Annotated in this window: 23 protein-coding genes and 1 pseudogene; 16 read left to right on the top strand and 8 right to left on the bottom strand. The window is 58.5% G+C overall.

Features of this window, described 5'->3' with window-relative positions; all coding sequences use genetic code 11:
* Positions 1-1,452, top strand: a complete 1,452-nt coding sequence (locus IB277_RS21515) for an aldehyde dehydrogenase family protein (protein WP_192371651.1) — start codon at positions 1-3, stop codon at positions 1,450-1,452.
* Here the strand turns inward: IB277_RS21515 and IB277_RS21520 are convergent.
* A complete protein-coding gene (locus tag IB277_RS21520) occupies positions 1,412-2,500 on the bottom strand; it encodes a LysR family transcriptional regulator (RefSeq protein ID WP_371813640.1) in 1,089 nt (362 codons plus the stop codon). The two genes, IB277_RS21515 and IB277_RS21520, sit on opposite strands and share 41 nt — an antisense overlap.
* A 162-nt stretch (positions 2,501-2,662) precedes the next feature.
* Between IB277_RS21520 and IB277_RS21525 the strand changes: the two genes are divergently transcribed.
* From IB277_RS21525 to IB277_RS21545, 5 genes are all read left to right on the top strand, one after another.
* Complete coding sequence (locus tag IB277_RS21525; protein ID WP_192371652.1) at positions 2,663-3,646, top strand: tripartite tricarboxylate transporter substrate binding protein; 984 nt, start codon at positions 2,663-2,665, stop codon at positions 3,644-3,646.
* An 87-nt stretch (positions 3,647-3,733) separates the two neighbouring features.
* Positions 3,734-5,215, top strand: a complete 1,482-nt coding sequence (locus IB277_RS21530) for an aldehyde dehydrogenase (RefSeq protein WP_192371653.1) — start codon at positions 3,734-3,736, stop codon at positions 5,213-5,215.
* Positions 5,216-5,269: 54 nt separating this feature from the next.
* Complete coding sequence (locus IB277_RS21535) at positions 5,270-6,013, top strand: SDR family NAD(P)-dependent oxidoreductase (RefSeq protein ID WP_192371654.1); 744 nt, start codon at positions 5,270-5,272, stop codon at positions 6,011-6,013.
* Between the two features lie 30 nt (positions 6,014-6,043).
* Positions 6,044-6,505, top strand: coding sequence for a tripartite tricarboxylate transporter TctB family protein (locus IB277_RS21540; RefSeq protein WP_192371655.1), 462 nt, complete (start codon positions 6,044-6,046; stop codon positions 6,503-6,505).
* An 11-nt stretch (positions 6,506-6,516) separates the two neighbouring features.
* Positions 6,517-8,010: a tripartite tricarboxylate transporter permease gene (locus IB277_RS21545; RefSeq protein WP_192371656.1), complete on the top strand. Its 1,494-nt coding sequence runs from the start codon at positions 6,517-6,519 to the stop codon at positions 8,008-8,010.
* A 426-nt stretch (positions 8,011-8,436) separates the two neighbouring features.
* Here the strand turns inward: IB277_RS21545 and IB277_RS21550 are convergent, their stop codons facing one another.
* A complete protein-coding gene (locus IB277_RS21550; protein ID WP_192371657.1) occupies positions 8,437-8,736 on the bottom strand; it encodes a YciI family protein in 300 nt (99 codons plus the stop codon).
* Positions 8,737-9,324: 588 nt separating this feature from the next.
* Here IB277_RS21550 and IB277_RS21555 point away from each other — a divergent pair.
* On the top strand, positions 9,325-9,528 hold the full coding sequence (locus IB277_RS21555) for a cold-shock protein (RefSeq protein WP_192371658.1): 204 nt from the start codon (positions 9,325-9,327) through the stop codon (positions 9,526-9,528).
* Positions 9,529-9,628: 100 nt separating this feature from the next.
* Positions 9,629-10,504, top strand: coding sequence for a 3-hydroxybutyryl-CoA dehydrogenase (locus IB277_RS21560; protein WP_192371659.1), 876 nt, complete (start codon positions 9,629-9,631; stop codon positions 10,502-10,504).
* A gap of 612 nt (positions 10,505-11,116) precedes the next feature.
* On the opposite strand, the gene IB277_RS21565 is transcribed toward IB277_RS21560, so the two are convergent.
* Together IB277_RS21565 and panD are read right to left on the bottom strand one after the other, a co-directional pair.
* Entirely contained in the window at positions 11,117-11,443 is a 327-nt protein-coding gene (locus tag IB277_RS21565) for a helix-turn-helix transcriptional regulator (protein ID WP_192371660.1), read from the bottom strand.
* A 124-nt stretch (positions 11,444-11,567) separates the two neighbouring features.
* A pseudogene (gene panD / locus IB277_RS21570) lies at positions 11,568-12,022 on the bottom strand (aspartate 1-decarboxylase).
* A gap of 253 nt (positions 12,023-12,275) precedes the next feature.
* Between panD and IB277_RS38175 the strand changes: the two are divergent.
* The 3 genes from IB277_RS38175 (at position 12,276) to serA (ending at position 15,028) form a co-directional block, all read left to right on the top strand.
* Positions 12,276-12,590, top strand: a complete 315-nt coding sequence (locus IB277_RS38175) for a transposase (RefSeq protein ID WP_371813641.1) — start codon at positions 12,276-12,278, stop codon at positions 12,588-12,590.
* A 183-nt stretch (positions 12,591-12,773) separates the two neighbouring features.
* On the top strand, positions 12,774-13,277 hold the full coding sequence (locus tag IB277_RS21580; RefSeq protein WP_192371661.1) for a hypothetical protein: 504 nt from the start codon (positions 12,774-12,776) through the stop codon (positions 13,275-13,277).
* A 512-nt stretch (positions 13,278-13,789) separates the two neighbouring features.
* A complete protein-coding gene (gene serA / locus IB277_RS21585) occupies positions 13,790-15,028 on the top strand; it encodes a phosphoglycerate dehydrogenase (protein WP_192371662.1) in 1,239 nt (412 codons plus the stop codon).
* Between the two features lie 77 nt (positions 15,029-15,105).
* Here the strand turns inward: serA and IB277_RS21590 are convergent, their stop codons facing one another.
* The 3 genes from IB277_RS21590 to IB277_RS21600 all read right to left on the bottom strand — a co-directional run bounded on the left by IB277_RS21590 (position 15,106) and on the right by IB277_RS21600 (position 19,479).
* Complete coding sequence (locus tag IB277_RS21590; RefSeq protein ID WP_246812782.1) at positions 15,106-16,275, bottom strand: hypothetical protein; 1,170 nt, start codon at positions 16,273-16,275, stop codon at positions 15,106-15,108.
* 700 nt (positions 16,276-16,975) lie between these two features.
* Complete coding sequence (locus IB277_RS21595) at positions 16,976-18,085, bottom strand: NAD(P)/FAD-dependent oxidoreductase (protein WP_192371663.1); 1,110 nt, start codon at positions 18,083-18,085, stop codon at positions 16,976-16,978.
* 452 nt (positions 18,086-18,537) lie between these two features.
* The gene (locus IB277_RS21600) at positions 18,538-19,479 is read right to left on the bottom strand and encodes a LysR substrate-binding domain-containing protein (RefSeq protein WP_371813642.1); all 942 of its coding nucleotides are present in this window, start codon (positions 19,477-19,479) and stop codon (positions 18,538-18,540) included.
* A gap of 100 nt (positions 19,480-19,579) precedes the next feature.
* Here IB277_RS21600 and IB277_RS21605 point away from each other — a divergent pair, with 100 nt between their 5' ends.
* The 5 genes from IB277_RS21605 to IB277_RS21625 all read left to right on the top strand — a co-directional run bounded on the left by IB277_RS21605 (position 19,580) and on the right by IB277_RS21625 (position 24,314).
* The gene (locus tag IB277_RS21605) at positions 19,580-20,059 is read left to right on the top strand and encodes a RidA family protein (RefSeq protein ID WP_192371665.1); all 480 of its coding nucleotides are present in this window, start codon (positions 19,580-19,582) and stop codon (positions 20,057-20,059) included.
* A complete protein-coding gene (locus IB277_RS21610; protein WP_371813643.1) occupies positions 20,053-21,249 on the top strand; it encodes an aminotransferase class V-fold PLP-dependent enzyme in 1,197 nt (398 codons plus the stop codon). The genes IB277_RS21605 and IB277_RS21610 overlap by 7 nt, the downstream gene beginning before the upstream one ends.
* 15 nt (positions 21,250-21,264) lie before the next feature.
* The gene (locus IB277_RS21615) at positions 21,265-22,047 is read left to right on the top strand and encodes an SDR family oxidoreductase (RefSeq protein WP_192371666.1); all 783 of its coding nucleotides are present in this window, start codon (positions 21,265-21,267) and stop codon (positions 22,045-22,047) included.
* 287 nt (positions 22,048-22,334) lie between these two features.
* The gene (locus IB277_RS21620; RefSeq protein ID WP_192371667.1) at positions 22,335-23,042 is read left to right on the top strand and encodes a DUF938 domain-containing protein; all 708 of its coding nucleotides are present in this window, start codon (positions 22,335-22,337) and stop codon (positions 23,040-23,042) included.
* A gap of 120 nt (positions 23,043-23,162) precedes the next feature.
* On the top strand, positions 23,163-24,314 hold the full coding sequence (locus tag IB277_RS21625) for a sulfite oxidase (RefSeq protein WP_371813644.1): 1,152 nt from the start codon (positions 23,163-23,165) through the stop codon (positions 24,312-24,314).
* Between the two features lie 163 nt (positions 24,315-24,477).
* On the opposite strand, the gene IB277_RS21630 is transcribed toward IB277_RS21625, so the two are convergent.
* A complete protein-coding gene (locus tag IB277_RS21630) occupies positions 24,478-24,660 on the bottom strand; it encodes a hypothetical protein (RefSeq protein ID WP_192371668.1) in 183 nt (60 codons plus the stop codon).
* Positions 24,661-24,816: the final 156 nt, after the last annotated feature.

Here is a 24,816-nt window from a genome sequence, read left to right on the forward strand (position 1 = left end):
ATGCGCGAATACACCAGGCTGTTCATCGACGGCGAGTGGGTTCAACCCTTCGTATCGAGGGTCGTGGAACTTTCAGATCCGTCGACCGACACTCCTTTCGCACGGGTCGCGATGGGCGGAGCGGTGGACGTAGACCGAGCCGTTGCGGCCGCGCGACGCGCCTTCACGACCTTTTCTCAGACAACGGTTGCCGAGCGCCTCGCCCTGTTTGACCGGATCATCGCCGCATACGAAGCGAGAATGGACCAACTTTCGGCCGTCATCGCGGAGGAAATGGGATGCCCGGTAAGTGCGCGCGTGCAGGTCGCGGGGCCGCTCACGCATTTTCGTCAGGCCCGGAAGGTTCTTGAGAGCTACCATTTTGAAACCCGTATCGGCGACACGATTATTCGGCGCGAGCCGATTGGCGTGTGCGGGCTCGTGTCGCCGTGGAACTGGCCGATCCAGACGTTGACTGTGAAGATCGCCTACGCGCTCGCCGCTGGCTGCACAGTGGTCTGCAAGCCGAGCCAGGTCACGCCGATAAGCGCCATTTTGCTGACCGAGATTCTTGAGGCGGCCGAGGTCCCGAAGGGCGTTGTCAACCTTGTCGTAGGCGAGGGGGCCACTGTCGGCGAGGCTATTGCCGCCCATCCGGAGGTGGATCTAATTTCATTTACCGGTTCAACGGGTGCGGGCGCACGCGTTGGCGCCGTCGCAGCACAATCGATCAAACGGGTATCCTTGGAACTTGGCGGAAAGTCCGCGAACATCGTCTTGCCAGACGCGGACATCGCAGCTGCCGCACGGTGGAATGTGCAGCGCTGCTTCTTTAACACCGGCCAATCCTGCCATGCCCCGAGCCGGTTCTTGATCCCCCGCGAAAAGCTGGGCGAAGCGTTGACCGCGATGCAAGAGGAGGTCGAAGAGATCCGCATCGGTGATCCTCGTAACCCGACGACGACCATGGGGCCGATGGTAAACCGGGCTCAGTTTGACCGCGTTCAGCGCTATATCGAGATCGGACTTGAGGAGGGCGCGACGCTTGTTTGCGGCGGACCGGGGCTACCTGACGGTCTTAATAGAGGTGCGTTCGTGCGGCCCACGATCTTCTCGGATGTGGCACCCGAAATGACGATCGCCCGAGAGGAAATATTCGGCCCGGTCCTCGCTGTGATCGCCTATGACGACGAAGAGGAGGCAATTGCGATCGCTAACGAAGGTCCCTTCGGATTGGCTGGCTACGTCTTCTCTGGTGACCCCGAAAAGGGATACGAGGTCGGAAACCGACTGCGCGCCGGACGCGTTTTCTATAACGGCGCGGCAGGCGATCCCGCTTCTCCGATGGGAGGATACAAGCAGTCCGGCAACGGTCGTGAGATGGGGATCTTCGGCCTGGAAGAATATCTCGAGGTAAAGGCAGTATTCGGTCTCAAGGAGCGGGCACAGGAGTTGCTGCCTCTGTCCCCGTGACATTGTCTTCAGGCGGCGCGCTGGTCTCGAGCGCCGCCCTCTCTCTTTCCCTGGCGGACAGCTCTTGTCCAACGGAGCCGACGAGCGAAACAAGCTCCCGGCTTGGTTCATCGAGCTGATAGCCCTCACGGAAGAAGACCGCAATGTTGCGGTCAAGGGCCGGATCGGTGACATCCAGTCGGCAGAGGCGTCCCTCATCCAAGTCGACGCGCACGGCGTGAGCGGGAAGTACAGCCAGATGATCGCCATTGACCACAAGGGACTTTAGCAGTGTGACCGAGCCGCAAACGGTCATCTGTTCCGGCGGTGCGACGTTGGCTCTTTTCAATGCCGCATCAAGGATGACATGCGACCGTCGGGCCGTTGGACACACCCACGGATAGGTTACGAGCACTTCCCATTGCAAATTGCGTTCAAACGCCAATGGGTGCCCAGTGCGAGCAATGACGCAGAGCTTGTCCCGGAAAAGCACGCGCTGGCGAAGCCCGTTTTCGAGGTCGTAGCACTCCGTAAAGCCGAAAACGAAATCGAATTCCCTGCGCAGTAGACCTGTGAGCAAGTCGATTTGTGGAACCTCGACGATCTCGAGCTCTCGCTCCCGGTATCTGTCCCGCCATCGACTGAGAGCGATGGGCATTATCGAACTGGCCAGGCTCGGAAGACTGCCCACTCGGATGATGCCCGGGTTCCCGCCTTGCGCGCTTACCAAGGCACGGGCGGCAAGACTGATCTCGTCACGGATCAGCCGCGCATGGCAGTACAGGATCTCACCTGTGGCGGTTGGTACGACGCCGGTCGGGCTCCGCTCAAGAACTCGCATCCCAAGTTCTTCTTCAAGCCGGTTCATCGACGTGGTGAGGGCCGGCTGCGACATATCCAGCGCTTTGGCAGCACTCTTAAGGCTGCCATGCTCAATGATCGTTGCGAGGTAGAGAATTTTCTTGGGATCGATCCTCATGCCGGCCAAACAAACCTCCTCAAATTCAGTCAGAACACGATCGGTACCGCAAGGCTTTGCGGCATAACCGACCCGCCCGCCGTTGCGCATCTCACACTACTCTCAACACCATCGTCCAGGAAGAGAGGGATAAGACTATGTTATACCCTTTGGTCGCTTGCGGTGGTCTTGTGTGGCGCCGGGCAGGAGTGTCGAATAAAGTTTTGCTCAAGAGATGCCGTGTGGAGGCGGCGTTCAACTTGGGAGGAAACCATGAATATCAGCCGTAGAAATTTTCTCATCGCGACCTCTGCGGGAGCGGCACTGAGCTTGCCGCTTGCGCGCTCAGTGTTCGCGCAGGACAACTATCCGAGCCATCCCGTCAGTTTCATTATCGGCAACTCGCCGGGTGGAGATGATGACACGCTCAGCCGCTTCATCGCGGAGCAGATTCGCGCCGATCTCGGGCAAACGATCGTTGTCGACAATCGTGGCGGTGGTGCGACCACCGTTGCGGGCAATCTCGTAGCCTCTTCTGATCCCGATGGATACCGCCTTCTCTGCCTGACCACGTCGGGTATCGTGCAGACAGTATTGCGCGACAACCTCCCCTACAACCTCGACAATTTTGCGCCAGTCGTCGGCATTGGCGGATATCCCATGGCTTTGGTCGTTTCCGGGCAGTCCGACATCAAAACGATGGACGACTTGATCAAGGTCGCAAAATCCGCCGACGGGATAGCATTCGGTAGCGCGGGCGCAGGAACCCTCGCACACCTCACCGCCGTACGCTTTCTCAAGGAGATCGGCGGCAACGGCGTTCACGTCGCCTACAAAAACAATCCCGAAGGATTGCAGGCACTCGGCGGGGGCTTCATACAAATGATGTTTCCCTCAGCACGCGAAGCGGCAACACTTTCCGCGAATGGGCTTCTGCGCGTCCTGGCGGTCACATCGCCGGAACGAACATCAAATCTGCCAGACGTTGCCACCATGCGAGAACTCGGTCATCCGGATATCGACAGCATGCTGTGGTACGGATACATGGCCCCGAAAGGGACGCCGGAGCCGATCGTAAAACGTCTGTCGGATGCGATTTCCAAGGGCGTTCAGAGTGACGCGTTTCGCCAGAAATTTGGGCCGCTCGCGTTCCAGGAGCAATTGCTAACCGGCGGAGAGCTGCGAGAATTCATGACGACGCAGGCCCGGCGTTGGCAGGCGGTGATCGAGGAAAACAACGTCAAGTTCACCGATTGAATAAGATCGCCCGGTTCCCCAGGCAAAGTGTTGCTGGGGGACCCGCACCCAGTGGCTTGAGGCGAAGAAGCCTCAGAAGGATATTCAATGAAGCGCTACCAGATGTTTGTCGCCGGCGACTTTGTCGATCCGGTGGACGGCGAGTTCTTGGCAACGGCAGATCCCTATCGCGGGGACGCGTGGGCAGAAATCCCGCGCGCAAAATCACATGACGTCGATCGCGCCGTACGCAGCGCGCGTGACGCTATGACAACGGGCCACTGGTCGGGATTCACGGCGACACAGCGCGGGAAGTTCCTGAACGCGATTGCAGATCTGATTGAGAAGAATCGAGATCATCTGGCGGAGATCGAGACCCGTGACAACGGGAAGCTCCTGCGCGAAACGCGCGGCCAACTCGGCGCAATCGCAGAATGCTGGCGCTACTATGGCGGCTTGGCCGACAAGATCGAAGGGCACTCAATTCCGATCGAGAAGCCTGACGCGCTAGCCTTTACGACCCGTGAGCCAATTGGCGTGGTCGCGGCCCTGACGGCCTGGAACTCTCCGTTGTGGTTTGCGGCCATCAAATGCGCGCCGGCGATGGCTGCGGGTTGTGCCGTGGTGGTCAAGCCCTCGGAGTTCGCTTCGGCAAGCACGCTGGAATTTGCTGCCCTGGTCAAAGAGGCCGGTTTACCTTCCGGTGTCTTCAACGTTGTCACAGGCCTGGGCCACGAAGCGGGCTCGGCCCTGGTAGAACATCCCGACGTGGCAAAGATCACATTCACCGGCTCCGATGTAACTGGTGCGAAGGTTTATGAAACGGCGGCGCGAACGATGAAACGCGTATCGCTTGAACTTGGCGGAAAGTCGCCGAACATCGTGTTTGCGGACGCGAACCTGGAGCTTGCCGCGGCAGGCGCGGTTTCAGGAATCTTTGGCGCATCCGGCCAAATGTGCACGGCAGGCTCACGCTTGTTGGTGCAAAGATCCATTCTTGAAGAGTTCACCGATCGGTTGCTGAGGCTCGCTCGCAACATTCGGCTGGGCGATCCTATGGATCCTGAAACGGATGTTGGGCCAATTGCCACTCCTCCTCAGTTTCAAAAGGTCATCGATTACCTAGGTGTTGCGCGAGCCGACGGGGCGCGATGCATCTTGGGGGGAAAACCGGCGCAGGGTCCTGGCCTCACCGGTGGTCAGTTCGTCGAGCCCACGGTTTTTGCTGACGTTACGAACCAGATGCGTATCGCGCAGGAAGAGGTGTTCGGCCCAATTCTGTCCATTATTGCTTTCGACACAGAAGATGAGGCAATCCGGATAGCGAATGAAATCGACTACGGCCTCGTTGCCGGCGTTTGGACTACCAACATGGGTCGAGCGGTTCGGATGTCGAAAGCACTGCATGTCGGCACCGTCTGGGTCAATACGTACCGCGCCTACAGCTACATGGTTCCCTTCGGCGGCATGAAGAGATCTGGCCTAGGCCGGGAAAGCGGCATCGAGGCTGTAAACGAATATCTTGAAACCAAGAGCGTGATTATCTCGGTCGCGGAGGAGGCGCCCGTCAATCCGTTCATCATGCGATAGTGAGTAGATCCGACTAACGCTTCTTCCGCTTGCCTACGGCAGGGAGGCCGTACCATGAACGTACCAAACATCACCGGCGGCATGCGGCGGCTCGCAGGCCGCCGGATTATCGTAACAGGCGCCGCCTCAGGGATCGGCAAGGCGACCGCGGAACTCTTCGCAGCAGAGGGGGCCGCTGTCGCGTGCCTGGATCGCAACGCTGCTGCGGCTGCTGACGTTGCAAACGCGATCGGCGGCTACGCGATCGGGGCGGACATCACCGACGAAGGCGACGTCGCAAGGGTCGCCAATCTCATCCATGACAAACTCAACGGCATAGACGGCCTCGTAAATGCGGCCGGAATCATGGCGACTGGCTCCGTCCAGGAGATGCCCAGCGCGCTTTGGCGCCAGATCATTGATGTCAACCTGATTGGGACATACCTCGTTACGAAGAGCTGTGTACCTTTCTTGACGCGCAACCAGGCGAGCACGATCGTCAACATCGCTTCAGCCCAGGGCCTGCTGCCGAACGTTGCCAATCATACTGCCTATGCTGCGTCGAAAGGCGGAGTGGTCAACCTCAGTCGCGCGCTCGCCGCCGAGCTTTCCCCACAGATCAGGGTCAATGCTGTCTGTCCGGGCATGGTCGATACACCCATGGCTGTCGGCAACGGAGGAAATGCAGCAAACTATGCGATGAAGCGCGTCGCTCGGCCAGATGAAATCGCGAGCGCGATTCTGTTCCTTACGAGCCAGGAATCCTCGTATGTCACCGGAGCTGCGCTCGCGGTCGACGGTGGACGATCTTTCCACTGACTTGCAGTCTACAGGTGAGGCAAAAGACAAATGAGCAAACAAGTGAACGCCAAAGATATCGCGAGCGGAGTCATCCTGCTGCTGGTAACGGCGATCGGCATCTACATCAATCTTGACTATCCATTAGGCACCGCGAGCCGAATGGGTCCCGGTTACATGCCGCTTGTCGTGATTGTGGCACTCGGCGTGTTGGGCACGGGTGTACTCCTTGCGGGGTTCTATGGCTCTCCGGAGCGACTGGAAAAATGGGCTTGGCGCGAAGTAGGCTTGATCCTGGCGGCGCTATCGATCTTTGGAGCGATGCTTGAGGACATCGGTCTGGCTGCCGCAACCGTAACGCTCGTCGTGATTAGCGGATTGGCAGACCGAACGCAGACGCCGAAGGGCATCGCGGCGCTGGCGGTCGTTCTCGTGGCAATCTGCTGGCTTGTCTTTACCTGGGGGTTGCAGATCAGCGTTCCATTCCTCCCCCCGTTCCTGACCAATTCCTGAGGTCCAAACAGATGCTTGATAATCTCGCACTCGGGCTCTCAGTAGCCTTCACCTTCCAAAACCTAGCGTTCTCGTTTGTCGGTTGCATCATTGGCACGGCGATTGGCGTTCTGCCGGGCGTCGGCCCGGTGGCAACGATCTCCTTGTTGCTTCCGCTGACATTTGGCCTCGATCCGATCACATCCATGATCATGCTCGCCGGCATTTATTATGGGGCGCAGTACGGCGGTTCAACGTCGGCGATCCTGTTGAATTTGCCCGGTGAAGTAACCGCGGTCGTTACAACGCTCGAGGGGCATAAGATGGCGCGGGCGGGCCGGGCCGGGGCAGCCCTCACCGTGGCTGCAATCGGATCCTTCTTTGCCGGAACCGTGGCCACGTTGGTCGTTGCAGGCGCGGGCCCGCTCCTGACGTCGGTCGCCATGGCGTTCGGCCCTGCCGAGTACTTCTCGCTCATCTTGCTCGGCCTGATTGCTGCGACCGTCCTTGCACACGGAAACATTCTGAAGTCCCTAGCGATGATCATTCTGGGCGTCCTGTTCGGACTGGTGGGAACCGACCTGCAAAGCGGTCAAATCCGCTTCACGCTCGGCTTTCCGCAGTTGTTTGAAGGGGTTGGCTTCGTGCCGTTGGCGATGGGTCTTTTCGGCATCGCCGAAATCATCCGCAATCTCGAATGTCCGGAAAACCGATCGGGAACGGTGTCGCGCGTTGGCAAACTGTGGCTAACGAAAGACGAGTTTACGCGATCTGTGCCCTCGGTTCTGCGCGGGACCGCGTTGGGGTCGTTGCTGGGCGTTCTGCCAGGTGGCGGACTCGCACTGTCAACCTTCGCGTCGTACATGCTGGAGCGCAAAGTCTCGAAACATCGCGATGAGTTCGGCAGCGGTGCGATCGAGGGGGTGGCTGGTCCCGAAAGCGCGAACAACGCAGCTTCTCAAACGTCGTTCATTCCCATGCTCACGCTCGGCATACCGGCGAATGCGGTCATGGCATTGATGATCGGAGCGCTCATGATCCAAGGCATTCAGCCCGGTCCGCGAATGATCGACGAGCAGCCGACGCTCTTCTGGGGGCTGATCGCGAGCATGTGGATTGGCAATCTGATGTTGCTTATCATCAATCTGCCGCTCGTTGGCGTCTGGGTTTCGTTGCTGAAGGTGCCTTACAAGTACCTCTACCCTGCGATCCTCGTCTTCTGTGGTATCGGCGCCTATTCGGTCAACAACTCGGCGTTCGACGTCTATCAAACGGTGATTTTCGGTCTGATCGGCTATGCCCTCATCAAGCTCCAGTTCGAGCCGGCGCCGTTGCTAATCGGGTTCGTTCTGGGGCCGATGCTGGAAGAGTATCTCAAGCGCGCGATGGTCCTTTCGCGCGGCGACGTGAGCGTATTCATCGAGCGGCCGGTGAGCGCGGTGTTCCTTGCGCTCGGAGCAGTCGCACTTGCGGCGATGATCTTACCGAGCATCCGGCGGCGGAAGGAGGAGGCCATAGCAGAATAGTCTGCGGGCTGAAAAACCTGGTCAATGCAGAACCCTGCAAGCGCAACCGCACTTGCAGGGTTCCGCTTTTCGATAAGTGCTTTGTTACAGAACATTCCGCACCTACTCGGTGCTGCCCGTAGCGCAACGATCGCGACGCAGTCCGAGTGCAGCTTGCAAACCGAAGAGACGCGGTCGGCGAAAGTTCCTTGCGAGTCGAACGCGTATTCGCCCGGCTCGGGAGATGCTGGCGGGAGGGGAAATGGACAATGCCACCATGCAGGCGCGGGTCTTTGTACGCTACCGCCCGACGCATGAGATGAGCCGAAAACTAGCGACTTTGGGCGCTCGCTGAGTGGTTGTCAGCGGGGCACAAGGAGTGGTGTCGTCAAGCGTAGAGAGTGGAACCCACGCAGTTGATAAACTCTGCGTGGGCCCTGGGCGATATCAGGGGGTGACCCGCTTGTGGTTGAAGACGAACTTGCGCCATCGATTGACGGTATACTGCGTGAAGATCCCATTGAGAAAGAACGGGTCATTCTCAATGTAGTCGATCGCGTCCTGTCGTACCTCCGTGTCGAGGATGATCAACCCACCGGTCGGAAAATCGTCGTCATCAGGAAAAAGGCCCCCGCTCGCGATAATTCGCGACGCATTTTTGTTGACGTATTCGAGATGCACTGCGCGCAGTTCTCGCTTCCGTTCTAGAACGTCCGGATCATCGTGAAACATAATTACGTAGGGCATGTTTTCCTCTCGCGGTTGTTACAAAGGCCGCCAATGGAACTCGCGGCATGTCCGAGGATCTATCCCCTTCAAGATACTAGGACAAATATTGCGGGAGACGCCCTATAACGTCAGATTATCACTCAACAGGTGTAGTGGGAACGACTTCGAGCGTGGCGCTGAGTCGTGTAAGTTCCAAAGAGTGCAGTTTCGGCAGTGAAGCTGGGTGAGTGAGTAAAAGATTGGCTTTGGAAAACAGGGACTTGGTTGATGGTATGGCCAAAGAGCCCGTTGCGCCTCCGAAAGCAGGCCGTTTGTTGCTTTTTGAACGGTCGCAACCCATCACAACGGTCTGAGCCATCAGGAAAATCGGGAGTGCTTGATCGACGAAAAAGCAACACTGCCCAAATGACCTCAAAGTTCCATAATAAAGCTTATCTGATTTTTAGTAATGTTATTACGTTACAATCGCACCCCCATCAACCATGCGCCAACCCATCTAGCAGAGGCCTCCCCCGAGGCGAAACCCGCCAAAGATTCTGTTTGCGTCAGCTTGATTGGGCGGTGCGTGAACATTAGGGTGCCCGCATCCAACTGGGAGAGGTCTTGATGCCGACGGGCAAAGTAAAGTTTTTCAATGCAGACAAAGGCTTCGGCTTCATCACACCGGATACTGCTGGCATCGATGTGTTCGTTCACGTCTCGGCACTCCAATATGGCGACGTGCTGAGAGAAGGTCAGACGGTCTCATACGATCTCGGACAAGATCGCAAGACGGGAAAAACAAAGGCCGAAAACGTCAGGCCTTTCTGACGCTGAAATCCAGGCGCCTTAGCGACTCTACCGGGACATGTGTGTCTCGGAATTGAAAAGGCTCACCAGATCCTAAATCGGGACGTCGCGTGAGGTGAACATGGCGATAGAGACTGTCGGAGTTGTCGGCGCAGGGCACATGGGCAGCGGCATAGCGTGTGCGCTTGCCCTGGCGGGGTTCCATGTCACATTGATGGATGTCGATGCGCAAGCCCTCGTTTGCGCTGCGGAAAGCGTCGCAGCGCAGATCGATGAAATGATCGCGCGCGGTGATGTTGAACCTGCTGAGAAGACGGCCGCCATGGCTCGGCTGGCGTCAACCACGAACCTGAGAGACGTTGGTAGCCGTGATCTCATCATAGAGGCGGCGTCGGAGATTGAAGCCGTCAAGCATCGCATCTTCGTCGATCTGACGCCCTACCTGAGCCCAGACGCAATTCTCACCTCGAACACGTCTTCGTTCTCGGTCACGCGTATGGCTGGTGTAACCGATCGGCCGGAGCAGTTCATGGGGTTGCACTTCATGAATCCGGCCCCGTCGATGCCACTTGTGGAATTGATCCGCGGCATCGCGACTAGCAAGGAAACATTCGACGCCGTCGATGCTGTCATCAAGCGCCTGGGCAAGACCGCTGTCGTCGTCGAAGACTATCCGGGCTTTACCGTTCACCGAATTCTCATCCCGATGATCAATGAAGCGGTCTATGCTCTCTACGAGGGGGTAGGCTCGGTTCTGGATATCGACAATAGCATGCGGTTCGGGGCCAATCACCCAATGGGGCCGCTCGAGCTTGCCGATTTTATCGGCCTGGACACCTGCCTCTCCATCATGACGTCGCTTCGCAACGGGCTTGCAGATAGCAAGTATCGACCCTGTCCTTTGCTGGTGAAATACGTCGAAGCCGGCTGGCTTGGACGGAAAACAGGAAGAGGCTTTTACGACTATCGCGGCGAAACGCCAGTCCCAAGCCGCTGAAATAAGCTGCATGAGAAAGTTGTGGGGTCGCCAGTTACCCCAGAAGCGCTTCGTGACGTTATAACGCGATAAAGAATGGCGGGTCTCTCCAGGATGCTGCTGCCCGGGGCTCACTACGCTCGGAGGCCACCTGAACTGTGGCCATCTGCACAGATCCACGCGCCCCTCGGTCAACATCTTGGCCGCCTCAATCCAACCAAGTTCGAACCCAAACCCATCAGCTGCCGGACACTTCATTGATTACGGTCGATAAGAACCCCCTAAAATTAGAGGGAACAAATGCAGCCAGGGAGCGGAACGAAGTCGCAACCATGCCGACAGTGGTCGTGGGGGAGGCTGCAACAAAAAGTCGAGTAAATCAAGAAGGAATAGTGGCCCTGGTATCCCCTCGTGGGGCGCTCCGATCGCCCTATTTTTGCGGAACCGTACCGGAATCGGGAAAATAGACCTTTCTCCCCTGCACCGTCACCGTTAGATATATGAGCATTCTCTGTTGGAATTACCTCCCTGCCTCCAGTGAGCCATCTGGACGCACGCTCGCCCCGCCGCTTTGGCGGGGCATTTTTTAGGCGGTAAGAATGAGATGCCCGGATGAGCAGCGCTCGCCACCCGTCAAGCGAGGTTGGCGGTGATCTGCGCGGCTAGCGCCGCCTGAATCTTCACGAGGTTAACGACGGTTTCAGGAGAGGCGATCGAAAACCGCATGCCCGCCGCTTTGACGCTCACGGATAGAACGCCGATTTCGACGAGCTTGTGGAGATGCTTGTAAACCATTCCTGACGGAAGTCCGACGGCTGCTGCAAGCCTCCCGGCAGACAATTGCCGATTGGATAGAATAGTAAGGAGCAGCAGGCGTTTCGGGTGCGCGATGGCCTGCAGGAATTTGGCTGCTTCCAGCGCTTGCTCTTCATTCAAATCGGCGGGCACGATCGAAGCCATACGTTCTCTCATTGCGCGTCGGGCGGAGGTGACCACCCCTTACCCTTAAACCACGAACATAAATATGCAAATGACTGCTCTGCAAAGCCGGCCGGCCTCTATCGCCGGTAGACCGGCCAATTGACTATTGAGCACCAGAAACCAACAGCGGGACGGGCAGAACGGTCTCGGCTTCATCAAAAATGTCGAAGGTGCGGCGTCCGTCTTCGTCGATGTCGACCGAGTAGCTGAGGCGATCATGAACATGGTTTTGTTCGTCGAACATCAGCACCTTCGGCTTCAATGAGGTGAGCTGGCTTTCTTCCAGATAGACCGAGTTGCAGATGATGATTTGGTCACCAGGCTGGCAGGTGCGCGCCGCGGCTCCATTGGGATACATCACCTGGAGCCGCGTTCACCCAATATGACATCGGTGGAAATCCGGGCCCCGGAGTTCTTGTTCCAGATTTCGAAAAACTCCATGGGCAAGATACCGGATCGCTCGCAATGATCGGGGTCCAAATTGATCGACCCATGATAGTTGAGATTGGCCTCTGTCACGTAAATGACGTGCAATTTGCCTGCGACCAGCTTTCTCATCGTTTCCTCAATGTCGTTTGGAGGCTGCTTCACTTGAGCACGGGCGTAGACCGGGAAAGGGCCAATCGGATGCGTTGTGTTGACAATCGGCATTCAATCGGTTGAAAAGGGGCGAAACTAACGAGGAAGTTCCGATGGCCGAAGAATATACGGCGCCAGCGTCTCTGACGAGGAGGGTCCCGCGACGGAGCCAGAGCGCAAGAAGCGAACCGCGGCCAAACGCCCAAAAGCTGGAACGGCCACGCCATCATCGGTGAAGACGCCCACGAAGGCGCGTTTCAGCGCGGAAGAAAAGCGCGCGAAGCTCGCGTTCATCGGAGCCCAAGTTGCCGGCGCAAGCACGCTGAAAGATGCGGTCAAAAGTGCAGGAATATCAGAGCAAACCTACTATAACTGGAAGAATAGCGTGAAGCCGGATCGCGAACCAAGCGGCGACACTCTATCGGTCTCCGACGGGTTTGCGGAACTCGTGGAAGTTGAGGCGGAAAACCGGAGACTGCGTAAGATTCTGTCCGAAAAGCTGCGCGCTGAAAACGCTGACCTGCGCAAGAAACTTGGGCTCGATTGAGATCGAGCTATGTGCTGCCGAGGCCTTATTGTCTGAGCAAGCGGACAGATCCGCGTGCCGCAAGCGGTTGCGGCAGAAAAGCCTTGAGGTGCAAACCATGAAGCCATCACAACCCAAATTCACCGTTGAGTACAAATCCGGCCGCCGTCAGCCAAAGACGCAAGCGACCTCGATTTGGGGAATGTGGATCTCCAGGCGCTTGCCCGCGAGGTTGAACAAAAATCGTCTCATCTGTTCGGCGCCAATCGGCCTGCCGTTCAAGAAGTCACAACCCCCGCGGCTGCCTCAAGCGAGCCAATCGCGGCACACGAACCGGTCGTTGAAGAAATCGCTCTTGAGGCGCATTCAGTTGATCCAGTCGTGGATAGCGCCGAGAGCGCCGCACCAGGTTTGAGTGTCGTCGAGGAGATTGCGGAGCCCGCGCCGACCGCAATCGAGCTTCCGACAGAGGTCATTGCCAAGGTCGCCAAAAAGACGCCACGGAAGCGAATTGTTCGGACCAGAGTGCCCGTTACCAAAGCTGCCGGCGAGCGTCGAAGACCGCCCGCGAGCGCTGAAGCCGCGTCAGAATCCGTTGACGATTTGGCCGCACTTGATGCTGAAAACAAGCGTCTTCGGCAGTTGCTGGCCAACCAGCTTCGCGCCGAGAATACCGAGCTTGAAAGGATGCTCAAGCGGATTGAGTGAACTGGGCGCGGCACGCGAGGACAATTAGTGGGCTCGGTTGTTGTTTGCGTTGTTTGCGGCGGCCGCACTTTCCAGAACTACCATACCGGAATACAGCACGGCTATATCGTTGCGATCGCGAAAGCATCGGGCGAAGACGATCACCGAAACATATAGGCCGTTCCGCCCCTTGACGTGTTAGATAGACTGCTGCGCTCGAGAGGACGGCCGTTGGCCATCTGGCGCTCCATCATCCTTGCATTTATGGAGTACAGTTCCAGAAATGCGAGGTAAGACATCCGCCGAATCGGCCCGTGCAGGAAATTCGTCGGTCAGGTTTTCCGGTCAGTTGGGAGGGGCGGAAAAGCCTGTGTCATCCTTTCTTGCCAACCTTCGGGTAGGAAGCATTGAAAATCCGCGGTACCTAGAGATTTGTTCGCGGTAACAGTGTGTTGATATTAGCCTCTCCGGCCGCTTAAATCTTCATAGGCGCCGCAGCCACATCCGGCCTTCCGGACATCGGAGCAATATTTATGACCCGCCAGCTTTCTCTCCCACGCGAGCGAATTTCCGTGCTTCTCCTGGAAGGCATTAGCCAGACCGCCGTGGACTACTTTTCTTCGTCCGGCTACACCAACCTCATTCATTTACCGAAGGCGCTCGACGACAAGGATCTTAAGCGACACATCGCCGACGCTCATATCATCGGCATTCGTTCCCGCACGCAGTTGACGGACGAGATTTTCGAATCCGCCAAGAAATTGATCGCCGTTGGCTGTTTTTCCGTCGGTACGAACCAAGTCGATCTCGATGCGGCGCGGCGGCGCGGCATTCCGGTGTTCAATGCACCTTATTCAAACACGCGATCGGTGGCCGAGCTTGTGATCGGCGAAATTATTATGCTGACACGGCAGATCTTTCCGCGCTCGGCTTCCGCGCATCAAGGTGGGTGGGAGAAGTCCGCTGTCGGCAGCCGGGAGGTCCGCGGCAAAACGCTCGGAATTGTCGGCTACGGCAATATCGGATCGCAGCTCAGCGCGCTTGCGGAAAGCATGGGCATGGTCGTGCGCTACTTCGATCTTTCCGATCGGCTGCGCCGGGGCAATTCGGAGTCGATGGCCTCGCTCGGCGATCTTCTCGAGATCTCTGACTATGTGACTATGCACGTTCCCGAAACACCCTCGACGCATAACATGATCACCGAAACCGAACTGCGCCGCATGAAGAAGGGCGCCATCTTCATCAACAATTCTCGCGGTACGGTGGTCGATCTCGATGCACTTGCGAAAGTCCTGAACGACGGGCATCTCGCGGGTGCCGCGGTGGACGTGTTTCCCAAGGAGCCGGCATCGAACAACGACCGTTTTGAGACGCCGTTGCAAGGTTTGAGCAATGTCATTCTGACGCCGCATATCGGCGGCTCCACTGAGGAAGCCCAAGAGCGCATCGGCGGGGAGGTTTCAAGGAAGCTGGTCGAGTATTCCGACATCGGCTCAACGATGGGCGCCGTCAACTTTCCGCAAGTACAACTGCCCGAGCGCCCGAACGGCACGCGTTTCATTCACGTGCATGAAAACCGCCCCGGCATGCTCATCCAGCTCAACGAGATCTTCTCGTCGCGCGGGCTGAACATCGTCGCTGAGTTCCTTCAGACGCTTGGCGACACGGGCTATGTGGTGGTCGAGGCCGATGGAATTTCCGAAAATGCCGACGAAATTCTTCAGGCTCTACGCGAAATTCCTGGGACGATACGAACGCGCTTGGTCTACTGACAGCTGTTAGGACGGTTCTGTTGTTGGGCTTTATCGCAATAGGGGTGTTTTCGCTCGACAACTTCGGATTCATGTGACTAGTCGCCAGGCTCGGCGGCCCTCACCTTCATCTCATCCCAAAGCGATGATGCTGTCCGAGCGAACGCGTTGTAACCGGCTTCAAAGGGATGGCCGTCTCTTTCAGGATAAAGGCGCTGCCCGGTGAGGATCGCATCCTGCAGGGCATCGGCGGTTGCGGCAAGCGCGCTGTGATACGGTAGACCCAGCTCCTCTGCGGTCTCGCGGATCTTCTTCTCAAGCGCAATCTGACGTTCAACGCTGAGGACAAATCCCGGCGCGGCTGACGCCAACCGGTCATGGCGACGCAGGCATTCGAAGATCACGCGCTCTTTCGACGGAATGAGCAGAATGCCCACTCGCCCCGGCCGTTGTTGTGCCCAATCGGCCGCAAACCTCTGGAAGTCGCCGAACATTGCTGCGGTTTCGGGCGACGCCAGATCCGCCATACGGCCGTGGTCGTCGACATAGCTCTTCAGGACGGAAGGGCATCCGTCCGGAAACGTATAGTATTCGGATGTTTCGCCATCGCCCGTTTTGAACAGTCGTGCGTAAAGGCTCTTCAGTCGTTCCCCGATCTCATGGTGATAGGCACTCAGGATCGCGACATTCTCGACAAGCTGCGTCTTGAAGCTAACGGATTGCGCCTTGGCACACTGCGAATAACCTCCCGCGTCACCGAACAGGGCCTGCAGATGAAGTCGCTTCTGCTCTGAGAGCCAGAAGTCGGAACGTGCGTTCATGATATCACAGGCGGAAAAGACGACCGCGAAGTCGTTGGCAGGGAAAACGGCGACAATGTTGCCTTTCGCGCCCGCGGCCAAAGCATCGTGCACGATGGCGTGATAAGTGTAGATACCGTAGCTTCCAACACCGAAGTTGTACGTGCGTTCGCCCGTCATTGCCCCGAAAGCCGCCGGCCAGGAATGCGCACTATCAACGTTGTTGCCATAGGTCATCGAATCGCCGATCGCCGCGACCTGAAAGTCAGAACTTACTCCAGGCGGATCCCGGAAGCCGTCCTCGTCTACGTCGCCCAGTGCCGGATCGAGGCGATAGCCATATTTCTCGTCGATGCTCTTGTGCGTCCGTGTGCCGATCGGAAACGGCGTGAACATGCGCAGCATTGCTTCCCCGGCACCGAGCGCCACGGTGAGCGAGATCAACAGCAGCAGCATATTTTTCAGCATGTCCCCTCCGTCTCATACCCGATGCGAAACCGACCCGGGCTAGGTGTCGGTCGCAGCCGCGCAGTCCCCCACATGCCTGCCGCGCGGCGGTCCGAGCGATCCCGTTACTTTGCGCCGGCTTCCCGCGAATGTCGGAAAGGTCGACGAGAGGAAAGTCAGCCGGATAAATTCCCCACCGACAGCTTAAGCAAGCCATGAACGTTCACTGAAGGAATGCGAATTATGTCGCCACCAACAAGTACGAGCATATATATGCGTAATAACTAATATGAATCTATCATGCGTTTGGCCGTGCCGCCATTAGCCCGGATGGAGGATGAACCGCGCGAGCAGTCTTGGGTCAGACAAGAGCAAGGCTCGGGCAAACGCCGGCGACCCAGGTGCGAAGGGCCTTGGTTGACCTCTGCGCACACTTGTTGCTGTGCTGTTTACGTTCTGGGCCAAAATGATTGCGTAATGTATCGACCGGAACTGGTCACCGGTCCTGCGGAGCGCCCAGCCTTGGACTTTCCCATTACGAGGACGGCCTATTGTAGGTCGGCGGCGATGACACGCTGATCGGCGTACCGGGTAGTAATTCTCTACTCTTTCAGAATCAGGGGACGGTCAGGACAACAATTCCGACCTGGCGCAGACGAAAACACACCCATATTTTGGGGCGCGCGCGGACGCAGCAGGCATCACTGAAACTTTGACGCATTCACTTTGTGCTGCTCCGCCGTTCGATATCCGCGCTCACCGCGGCCGCCTCCTTACCGATCTCCCTGAGCAGGCCGGTCACCGGATTGTGGAAACCGACGAGATAAAGGTCGAGCTCGGCTGCTTGGCGAGTGACGCCGCTCTTGCCGGGCCACAATGCCGCCGGCAGGAACTTCTCGAAACTCGGCGGGTAGCCGGTGGCGAGGATGATGCTGTCGAACTCCGCATGCCTGCCGGAAACGAAAGTGGCACCGCGCTCGGTGAAACGCTTGATGTCTGGTGCCACCTTGATGTCGCCGGATTTGATCGCTCTCAGCGTGCCGACATCGATGACCGGGATGCGTCCCGCGTCGACTTGCTCAAGGATGCCCTGCTTCGGCCTGGCGATGCCGTATCTTTCGAGCTTACCTAGCGCGAGGTCGAGGATGATGGGGAACAACCTGTCATTCACCGCTCGCGGCAGCGGTTGGGTTGCCATGGCGATGATCTGGATCGGCACGCCGAACAGCTGGCGCGGCACGATGTGGATGCCGTTTCGTACCGACAGCGTCGGGCGGGCGCCGCACTCGGCAAGGTCGAGCGCAATCTCGGCGCCGGTGTTACCCATACCGACAACCAGAACCGACTGGCCAGCGAAGGGCGCGGCTTCAGTGTAGTCAGCGCTGTGCAGCCGCCCGCCCTTGAAAGCCTCGATCTCGGGCAGACTGGGAACGAAGGGCTCAGCATTGCTGCCGCTGGCGATCACGACGTGGCCTGCGCAGAAGGTCTCCGTTGCGGTCTCGACCAGGTAGCCGCCGTCCTTGCGGCGGATGGACTTGACTGTCTCGCCGAAGCGCGGTCGTAGCTCGAAACGCTCGGCATAAGCGTCGAGATAGGCCACCATCTTCTCGCGCGGCACATAGCGCGGATAGTCCTTCGGGAATGGCATGTGCGGCAGAGCGGAGAACACCTTTACCGTATGCAGGTGCAGCCGCCGGTAGTGGCGTCGCCAGGCCGGGGCGATCTCATGGGCCATTTCAAGGATGACGAAATCGAGCCCCGCCGGTCTTAGGCAGGCGCCGACCGCGAGGCCAGCCGGCCCGGCTCCGACAATGACGACATGGGTATCCACTCGATGGTCGCTCCCAGAATGCGAGCCTAGTTCGACAGGGGTCGGCGGACAAGTGGGCGGGCGCTGTCTCCCCTTATACCCCGCCTGCATCGCCCGGGTTGCGTTTCCATGCCTTCGGCGAGAATGTTCTTTCGGGGCGGGAGCGGCCGCGTCGTCGTTGCCGCCCCGTTTAGGCGGGTTTCATTTTCCACGCGCAAAGAAAAAGTGAGGAGAGACCGGAAGCCTTTCGATCTGATCGCATATCGACCGGAAGGTGTCTCACTGGGGTAGGGCCGGCTATGCCGCTCTACCGGGGAACAACTCCAGTTCGCCACGAAGCGCCACTTCCTCGGTGTTGAGGTACAGCCAGCCTGCATGTTCATCCAACATTCGGGTGTTGTGCAGAAATACTTGGTGGCGCGCGCCGAGAGGTATCCGCCGGCAGCTTACCGTTCGGACGGCGATTGCATGGATCAAAAAATGGGGCCGGACGTTGGCACCGATAGGGTCATCTCGTTTTTCAACCAGGCGACAAACGCCTCTATCGCTTCGAGTTTCTTCGAGAGCGGGTCGAAGGCTGCCCAGTATGCTGCTTTCTGTGAGCTCAACGAAGCCGACAAGGGCCTAACCAGGCGCCCCGCCCGAATATGCTCCCGAACAAGAAGGCCTCGCCCCATGGCGACACCCTGACCGTCAAGAGCAGCTTGCAATACAATGTTGTAGTCAGTCAGCCGGGTCTGCTTGGCCTTCTCAAGCGGAAATCCGGCCGCCTGCGACCACAGCTGCCACTCGAGGCCGCTCTTGGCCTGTAATATCTCTTGGTTGAGTAGGTCTAATGCGGATTGAAACTGGGATCCGTCTCCGTATAGCACCGGGCTCAACACCGGGGACAAATCTTCGTTTGCGAGGTGCACGCAGGACTGCTTGCTCGCGCTAAAATCGCCAAATCGGATCGCGATATCCGCTTCTCCGCGCCCGACATCGACAACGCGCAGGGTCGGATCCAATTCGAGTTCGATCGCCGGGTGGCTCTTGAGGAAACTGCCAAGTCTGTTGACCAGCCAGTTCGCGGCGAAAGAGGGAAGCAAGCTCACACGCAAGCTGGTCTGCCCGGATCGCGAGCGCACCCGCGCGGTGCCCTCCGACAGCACAGTGAAGGCCTCGTCGACGGTGGCAAGAAACATCGTGCCTGCCTCGGTCAGCTCTATGCTCTTACTCTTGCGACGAAAGAGTGGAGTGCCCAGAGCACTCTCGAGCTGCTTGATGTGGTGGCTCACCGCGCTTTGCGTAATGAGCAGTTCCTCGCCGGCCAATCGAAAGCTCCCTCGGTTTGCTACCACCTGGAAGACCCTGGCCGCGGAAAGGGGTGGGAGGAATGGGGAACTGCGCAACGTGCCGATGCCTCGCGGGATCAATGACGGCAGACATTAACGAATTCGATCGCAGGGCGCAAAGCTTTGAATTGGCGGGCTCCTCGGATTTCTTTCATGAAGCAAGAAAGAAAAGGAGAAAGCGATGACGATTTCCATCCGTGACCAACTGGTTACTCTTGACCTGGAACTGCCCGCGCCGACGTCTCCGGCTGCGAACTACATCTCGGTGGTCCGCACCGGCAACCTGTTGTTCATTTCCGGTCAGATCAGCAAGGCGCCGGCTGGTGAGATCATTGCAGGCACCCTGGGTGCGGACATATCTCACGAGCAGGGGGTGCAAGCGGCGCGTATCGCAGCCCTCAACCTTCTCGGACAGATCGCTGCCAATACAGACGGCTCGCTTTCGTCTGTCCGTCGCATCGTGAAGCTTGGCATATTCGTCGCGGCAACGAGCGAGTTCAAGGATCAGTCGAAGGTTGCAAACGGTGCCTCCGACCTGATGGTTGCGGTGTTCGGCGAAGCCGGCCAGCACACGAGGGCCGCCATTGGTGTCAGTTCGCTTCCCTCGGGGGCAGCCGTCGAGATCGATGCGGTTGTGGAACTGGAGGAGACCAGGTGCTGACCGACGCAAAAATCGACAGCCTGCGCAACGACACACCCGGCTGCGCCGAGCGAAGTCACTTCAATCACGCCGGAGCTTCGCTTCCACCGAGGCGGGTCACCGAAGCAATTATCGGGCACTTGATGCTGGAATCGACGCGAGGCCCGATGGAAGCTGCCGCACTGGTTGCGCACGAGCTCGCGATACTTCGTGACAATGCTGCCAAGTTCATCGGCGCCGACGAAGGCGAGGTTGCGTTCGGTGGATCGGGGTCTGCCCTTTGGGGGAGCGTGTTTGCCGCGTTGCCACAGCTAAGGTCGGGCGAGCGCATTTTAATTGGCCGACAGGAATGGGGCGGTAATGTCGCATCGATGCAGCGTGCGGCAAGCCATGCCGGGGCAAGTATCGAGACCATTCCTTGCACGGAAGACGGCAGTGTCGATCCGAACGCTCTTGCCACAATGATCGACGACAAGGTGCGCATGATCTCGCTTACATGGCTTCCTGCCAACGGGGGACTGATAAACGACGCCGAAGCCATCGGGCGGGTCGCCAACGCGGCTCGCATCCCATACTTCGTGGATGCCGGGCAGGCACTTGGTCAACTGCCGATCGACGTGTCGAGGATAGGTTGCGATGTTCTCAAGGCGGCCGGCAGGAAATACGTTAGAGGGCCGCGCGGAACGGCTCTCGTTTACGTTCGCTCCAATTTCCTTGAGAAGCTCGATCCCGGTTTCGTTGATGTGAGCTCCGGCCCTCTCGTGAATGGAAAAGTCGAGCTGAGGAAAGACGCTCGTCTATTCGAAACGTCCGAAGCGCCTATATCACTGCTCCTGGGGCTCGGCGAAGCGATCGCGCTGGCTTCGGAGTTGGGTGTCGAGGCAATCCAAGCCCGCATCGCCCTACTGGCAACCCGGCTTCGGGAAGGGTTGAAACGTATTCCGGCGGTTGAGGTGCGCGATCTCGGGGAGAAACAGTCGGGCCTTGTTTCTTTCACCGTGGAGGGAATTTCGGCATCGGTTGTGAGAAGCAAGCTAGCCGAGAAGAGTATCTCAATCGGGGCAAACGGCGTACCCTACACGCCCTTCGACATGACCGCGCGCGGACTGCAGGAGATAGCTCGAGCCTCGGTCAGTTATTTCAATACTGCGGGAGAGGTCGATGGCCTCGTCCACGCGGTTGAGCAAATCGCAAAAGATGTGATCCAATAGAAGGACGGAACCACGATGGATTTGGGAATAAGCGGTAAGCGCGCGATCGTCTGCGCGAGCTCGAAAGGGCTGGGCAGAGGCGTGGCGCAGAAGCTCGCAGAGGCGGGCGTGATCGTTACCCTGAACGGTCGTAACCGGGACACGCTGGAGGCCACCGCGAGAGAGCTTCGCGAGCTGACAAGTGCCGAAGTCTATGCCGTGGCAGCGGACGTGACGACCGTAGAAGGACGGCAAGAGCTTCTCGAAGCGGAACCGAAAGCCGACATCCTCGTCACCAACGCAGGGGGACCGCCGCCTGGGCTCTGGTCTGATTGGGAGACGAATGAATGGTTGAACGCACTGAACGCCAACATGCTGACCCCGATCTTGCTGATGAAAGCGGTTCTGCCCGGTATGATCGATAGGAGCTGGGGGCGCGTCGTCAACATCACCTCCGCGTCAGTAAAGTCACCGATCCCGGAGTTGGGCCTGTCCAACGCATCGCGCAGCGGACTGACCGGTTTCGTGGCAGGGACGGCGAGGCAAGTCGCGAAACATGGCGTAACGATCAACAACCTCCTACCAGGGTCGCATGAGACCGATCGTGTCGCCGTGCTTCTCCAGCGAAGGGCGGAAGTGAAGGGCATCTCGATAGAACAGGCGCGGCAGGAGGCGCATGCGGAGAATCCGACCGGGCGCTTCGGCACGATCGAGGAGTTCGGCGCTGCCGCGGCATTTCTTTGCAGCCAGTACGCAGGCTACATGGTCGGCCAGAATATCCTGCTCGACGGCGGCGCTTTCAGGTCGACGCTTGCTTGAGTTCCAACGGCTCACGGCATGCGGCTCATTTCGCGACGAACTGCAATTCGCACTCGCAGACAGACGACATAATGGATGGAACCCGAACGGGAACGACACTCACTCAGAGGTCGTTCCCGTGCGGCGTCCAGACCTTGAACTTGGCGGGAACGTGATCTGACGCGAAGTAGACGTTCGGTCGTCCTCGGCCGAACGCAGCACCGACGGCCCTTTGCAAGTCTGAAATCCTTGATTTCAGTCATTTCAGCTATAAGGTGGAGACGTCGCCCAAAGGGGAATACAGGCCAATGCTCCCAGAAAAGAAGGACCGTTCGCCTGTTGCGCTGGAACAGCGCGACGTCAGCGCCGGCCAGCGCATGTTCTCACCTTCCGCTGCGCGAAATTCGGCGCCGATCCTCGCGGTCCTACAACGTGTCCTTCAAACGCGTGGCACCGTGCTGGAGATTGGATGCGGGACCGGCGAGCACGCCGTGTGTTTTGCTGGGGCAATGCCAGACATCATCTGGCAGCCGAGCGATCCGGATGCCGACGCCCGCGCCAGCACGTCCAGCTGGATCAAATTCTCAAGGCTGAAGAATGTGCTGGCACCGCGGGATATTGATGTGTGCTCAGGAGAATGGATCGTCGAACAAACGGGACATTTTGACGCCATCGTATCGATCAATATGATCCACATAGCGCCATGGTCGGCAAGCTCAGGATTGTTCGCAGGAGCTGGCCGTTTGCTTCACGATGGTGGGCTTCTCCTTCTCTACGGTCCCTTTATGCGCGACGGGGTACACAACGCCCCCTCGAATGCTGCTTTCGACGCCGCTTTAAAGGAGCGCAACCCATCCTGGGGTGTGCGTGATATCGCTGACCTTGAACAATTGGGTGAGGCCGCTGGACTTGTTCTCCGCGAGACGATCGAGATGCCTGCCAACAACATGTTGCTGGTCTTCTCCAGCGGTACTGTCTCGACGACAAGCCGGCGCGAAAGAGACGTGTGCCCATAGCAGCATGCTGCCGTCCGAGCTCGATGCTGGGAACGTGCGGTATGGGCTAGAATGCGACCGAGGGCGGAACGCGACAGACGCACTGCGAGGGGCGGTGTCATCTAAGCGGAGTTCGCGGGAGTGGATACCGAGGTTGTTCTGTTGGAAGGGGAGAAGAGAACGATGCCGACACCAGAGCAACCCAGCCTGATAGTTCGACAAAAATCCCCACAGAACACCGAGTTTCCATTTGCGTCGCTCTCCGATTGGCTGATCCCAACCGAGCTGTTCTTCGTGCGAAACCATTTCCCCTCGCCAGACCTCGATGCGCGAGACTGGAGATTGCGCGTTGACGGGGCTGTGGCGCGGCCACTCGAACTTGACCTCGACAGCATCAAGGCGATGCGGAGCACGACCTTGACTGCCGTCGTCGAATGCGCCGGGAATGGCCGCGTCTACTATGTGCCACCGAAGGAGGGGTTGCAGTGGCAGAACGGAGCCGTCGGCAATGCTGCGTGGACAGGAGTTCTTCTGCGCGAGATTCTGGAAATGGCGGGCGTTAAGCCAACCGCGCGTGAGGTCCTGCTTGTGGGCGCAGACAGCGGCGTCGTCGACGCGAACAAGAAAACGGCTTCTCCTGGCCCCATCGCTTTTGCGCGCAGTTTACCGCTTGAGAAGGCCACCGCGCAAAGCACGATCCTTGCCTATTCGATGAACGAGGAGCCGTTGACGCGCGATCACGGCTACCCGCTACGCGCGGTAGTGGGTGGCTGGTTCGGCATGGCTTGGGTCAAGTGGATCACCCATATCACGGTTTTGGAACAACCGTTCCTTGGCTACTGGCAGGCGCGTGAGTACTTCCGTTGGGAGCGCAACCTCGGGGAACCGAGACTGGTCCCCCTTACGGAGATGGAGGTCAAAGCGCAGATCGCGCGACCCGTGCAGGGCGCGCGCCTCATCGCCGGCCAACCGTATCGAATTTTCGGAGCCGCCTGGGGCGGCGAGGCTGCTATCCGGCAGGTGCAGGTCTGCACCGAAGATGGTCGGGGCTGGCGCGAGGGAAGCCTCCTCGAAGCAGAACGTCCCTTTGCATGGCGCTTGTGGGAGTACATGTGGACCCCTGAAAAGGTGGGGCGATACAAACTACGATGTCGCGCGGTCGATGGGGCGGGGCGCGTGCAGCCCGACCAGCAGCGTTCCGACTTCGAGAGCTACGCGGCCAATTGGATCGTACCGGTGGAGGTCACGGTCGTTCCCGAGCCGCAGACCTATGAGGAGGAATTCGTAATCTAATCAGCCGCATGGGGCGAAATGGCGGCGAGTGTCACCTGTCAGCGGTTGTTGATCCGGTCGAACACTCTGCCGAGCGCTCGCGTCAGCGCTTGGGTTCCGCCCCTTTCGTCGAAGTCCCGGAACATCTGTTCGTTGAGACCGCCGTTGGTGGCAAACTCGCGGCTCAGGCGACGAAATCGACATCCTTGCCTGCGTGAATTGCCGCTTCGGAAAGCCGGCAAACAGGGGCGCGAGATAGGCGCAGCCCTGGCAGGCCATTTTGGGCGAGCCATTCTGTCGTGCGGTGCAGGATGCCGAAATAGGTGGCCATCAAGGCGCTGGCTGCGGCGAGAAGGTCATATTCCATCTTGCTCTCGCATTCGACGGCGTTGCGCCGCCTTCGCTTGGTCCCCAGGGAAGACGGCCGTGACGCCTTGGCCACGGGCAACGAAGGGCAGAGGGATCGCTCGGGTCAGATTCACGCCTGCAACGAACCAGCGATTTGTCGGCGAAGTCGCAAGTA

Origin of the sequence: Ensifer sp. ENS07, assembly GCF_014852185.1 — a bacterium.
Classification (GTDB): Bacteria; Pseudomonadota; Alphaproteobacteria; order Rhizobiales; family Rhizobiaceae; genus Ensifer; species Ensifer adhaerens.

Excerpts from the sequence above, each read along its gene's own strand:
- IB277_RS21560 (WP_192371659.1), top strand. The coding sequence starts at position 9,629 with ATGGCGATAGAGACTGTCGGAGTTGTCGGCGCAGGGCACATGGGCAGC.
- IB277_RS21520 (WP_371813640.1), bottom strand. The coding sequence starts at position 2,500 with ATGCGCAACGGCGGGCGGGTCGGTTATGCCGCAAAGCCTTGCGGTACC.
- IB277_RS21605 (WP_192371665.1), top strand. The coding sequence starts at position 19,580 with ATGACGATTTCCATCCGTGACCAACTGGTTACTCTTGACCTGGAACTG.
- IB277_RS21630 (WP_192371668.1), bottom strand. The coding sequence starts at position 24,660 with ATGGAATATGACCTTCTCGCCGCAGCCAGCGCCTTGATGGCCACCTAT.
- serA (WP_192371662.1), top strand. The coding sequence starts at position 13,790 with ATGACCCGCCAGCTTTCTCTCCCACGCGAGCGAATTTCCGTGCTTCTC.
- IB277_RS21615 (WP_192371666.1), top strand. The coding sequence starts at position 21,265 with ATGGATTTGGGAATAAGCGGTAAGCGCGCGATCGTCTGCGCGAGCTCG.
- IB277_RS21535 (WP_192371654.1), top strand. The coding sequence starts at position 5,270 with ATGAACGTACCAAACATCACCGGCGGCATGCGGCGGCTCGCAGGCCGC.
- IB277_RS21550 (WP_192371657.1), bottom strand. The coding sequence starts at position 8,736 with ATGCCCTACGTAATTATGTTTCACGATGATCCGGACGTTCTAGAACGG.
- IB277_RS21525 (WP_192371652.1), top strand. The coding sequence starts at position 2,663 with ATGAATATCAGCCGTAGAAATTTTCTCATCGCGACCTCTGCGGGAGCG.
- IB277_RS21540 (WP_192371655.1), top strand. The coding sequence starts at position 6,044 with ATGAGCAAACAAGTGAACGCCAAAGATATCGCGAGCGGAGTCATCCTG.
- IB277_RS21515 (WP_192371651.1), top strand. The coding sequence starts at position 1 with ATGCGCGAATACACCAGGCTGTTCATCGACGGCGAGTGGGTTCAACCC.
- IB277_RS21545 (WP_192371656.1), top strand. The coding sequence starts at position 6,517 with ATGCTTGATAATCTCGCACTCGGGCTCTCAGTAGCCTTCACCTTCCAA.
- IB277_RS21620 (WP_192371667.1), top strand. The coding sequence starts at position 22,335 with ATGCTCCCAGAAAAGAAGGACCGTTCGCCTGTTGCGCTGGAACAGCGC.
- IB277_RS21590 (WP_246812782.1), bottom strand. The coding sequence starts at position 16,275 with ATGCTGAAAAATATGCTGCTGCTGTTGATCTCGCTCACCGTGGCGCTC.
- IB277_RS21555 (WP_192371658.1), top strand. The coding sequence starts at position 9,325 with ATGCCGACGGGCAAAGTAAAGTTTTTCAATGCAGACAAAGGCTTCGGC.
- IB277_RS21530 (WP_192371653.1), top strand. The coding sequence starts at position 3,734 with ATGAAGCGCTACCAGATGTTTGTCGCCGGCGACTTTGTCGATCCGGTG.
- IB277_RS21565 (WP_192371660.1), bottom strand. The coding sequence starts at position 11,443 with ATGGCTTCGATCGTGCCCGCCGATTTGAATGAAGAGCAAGCGCTGGAA.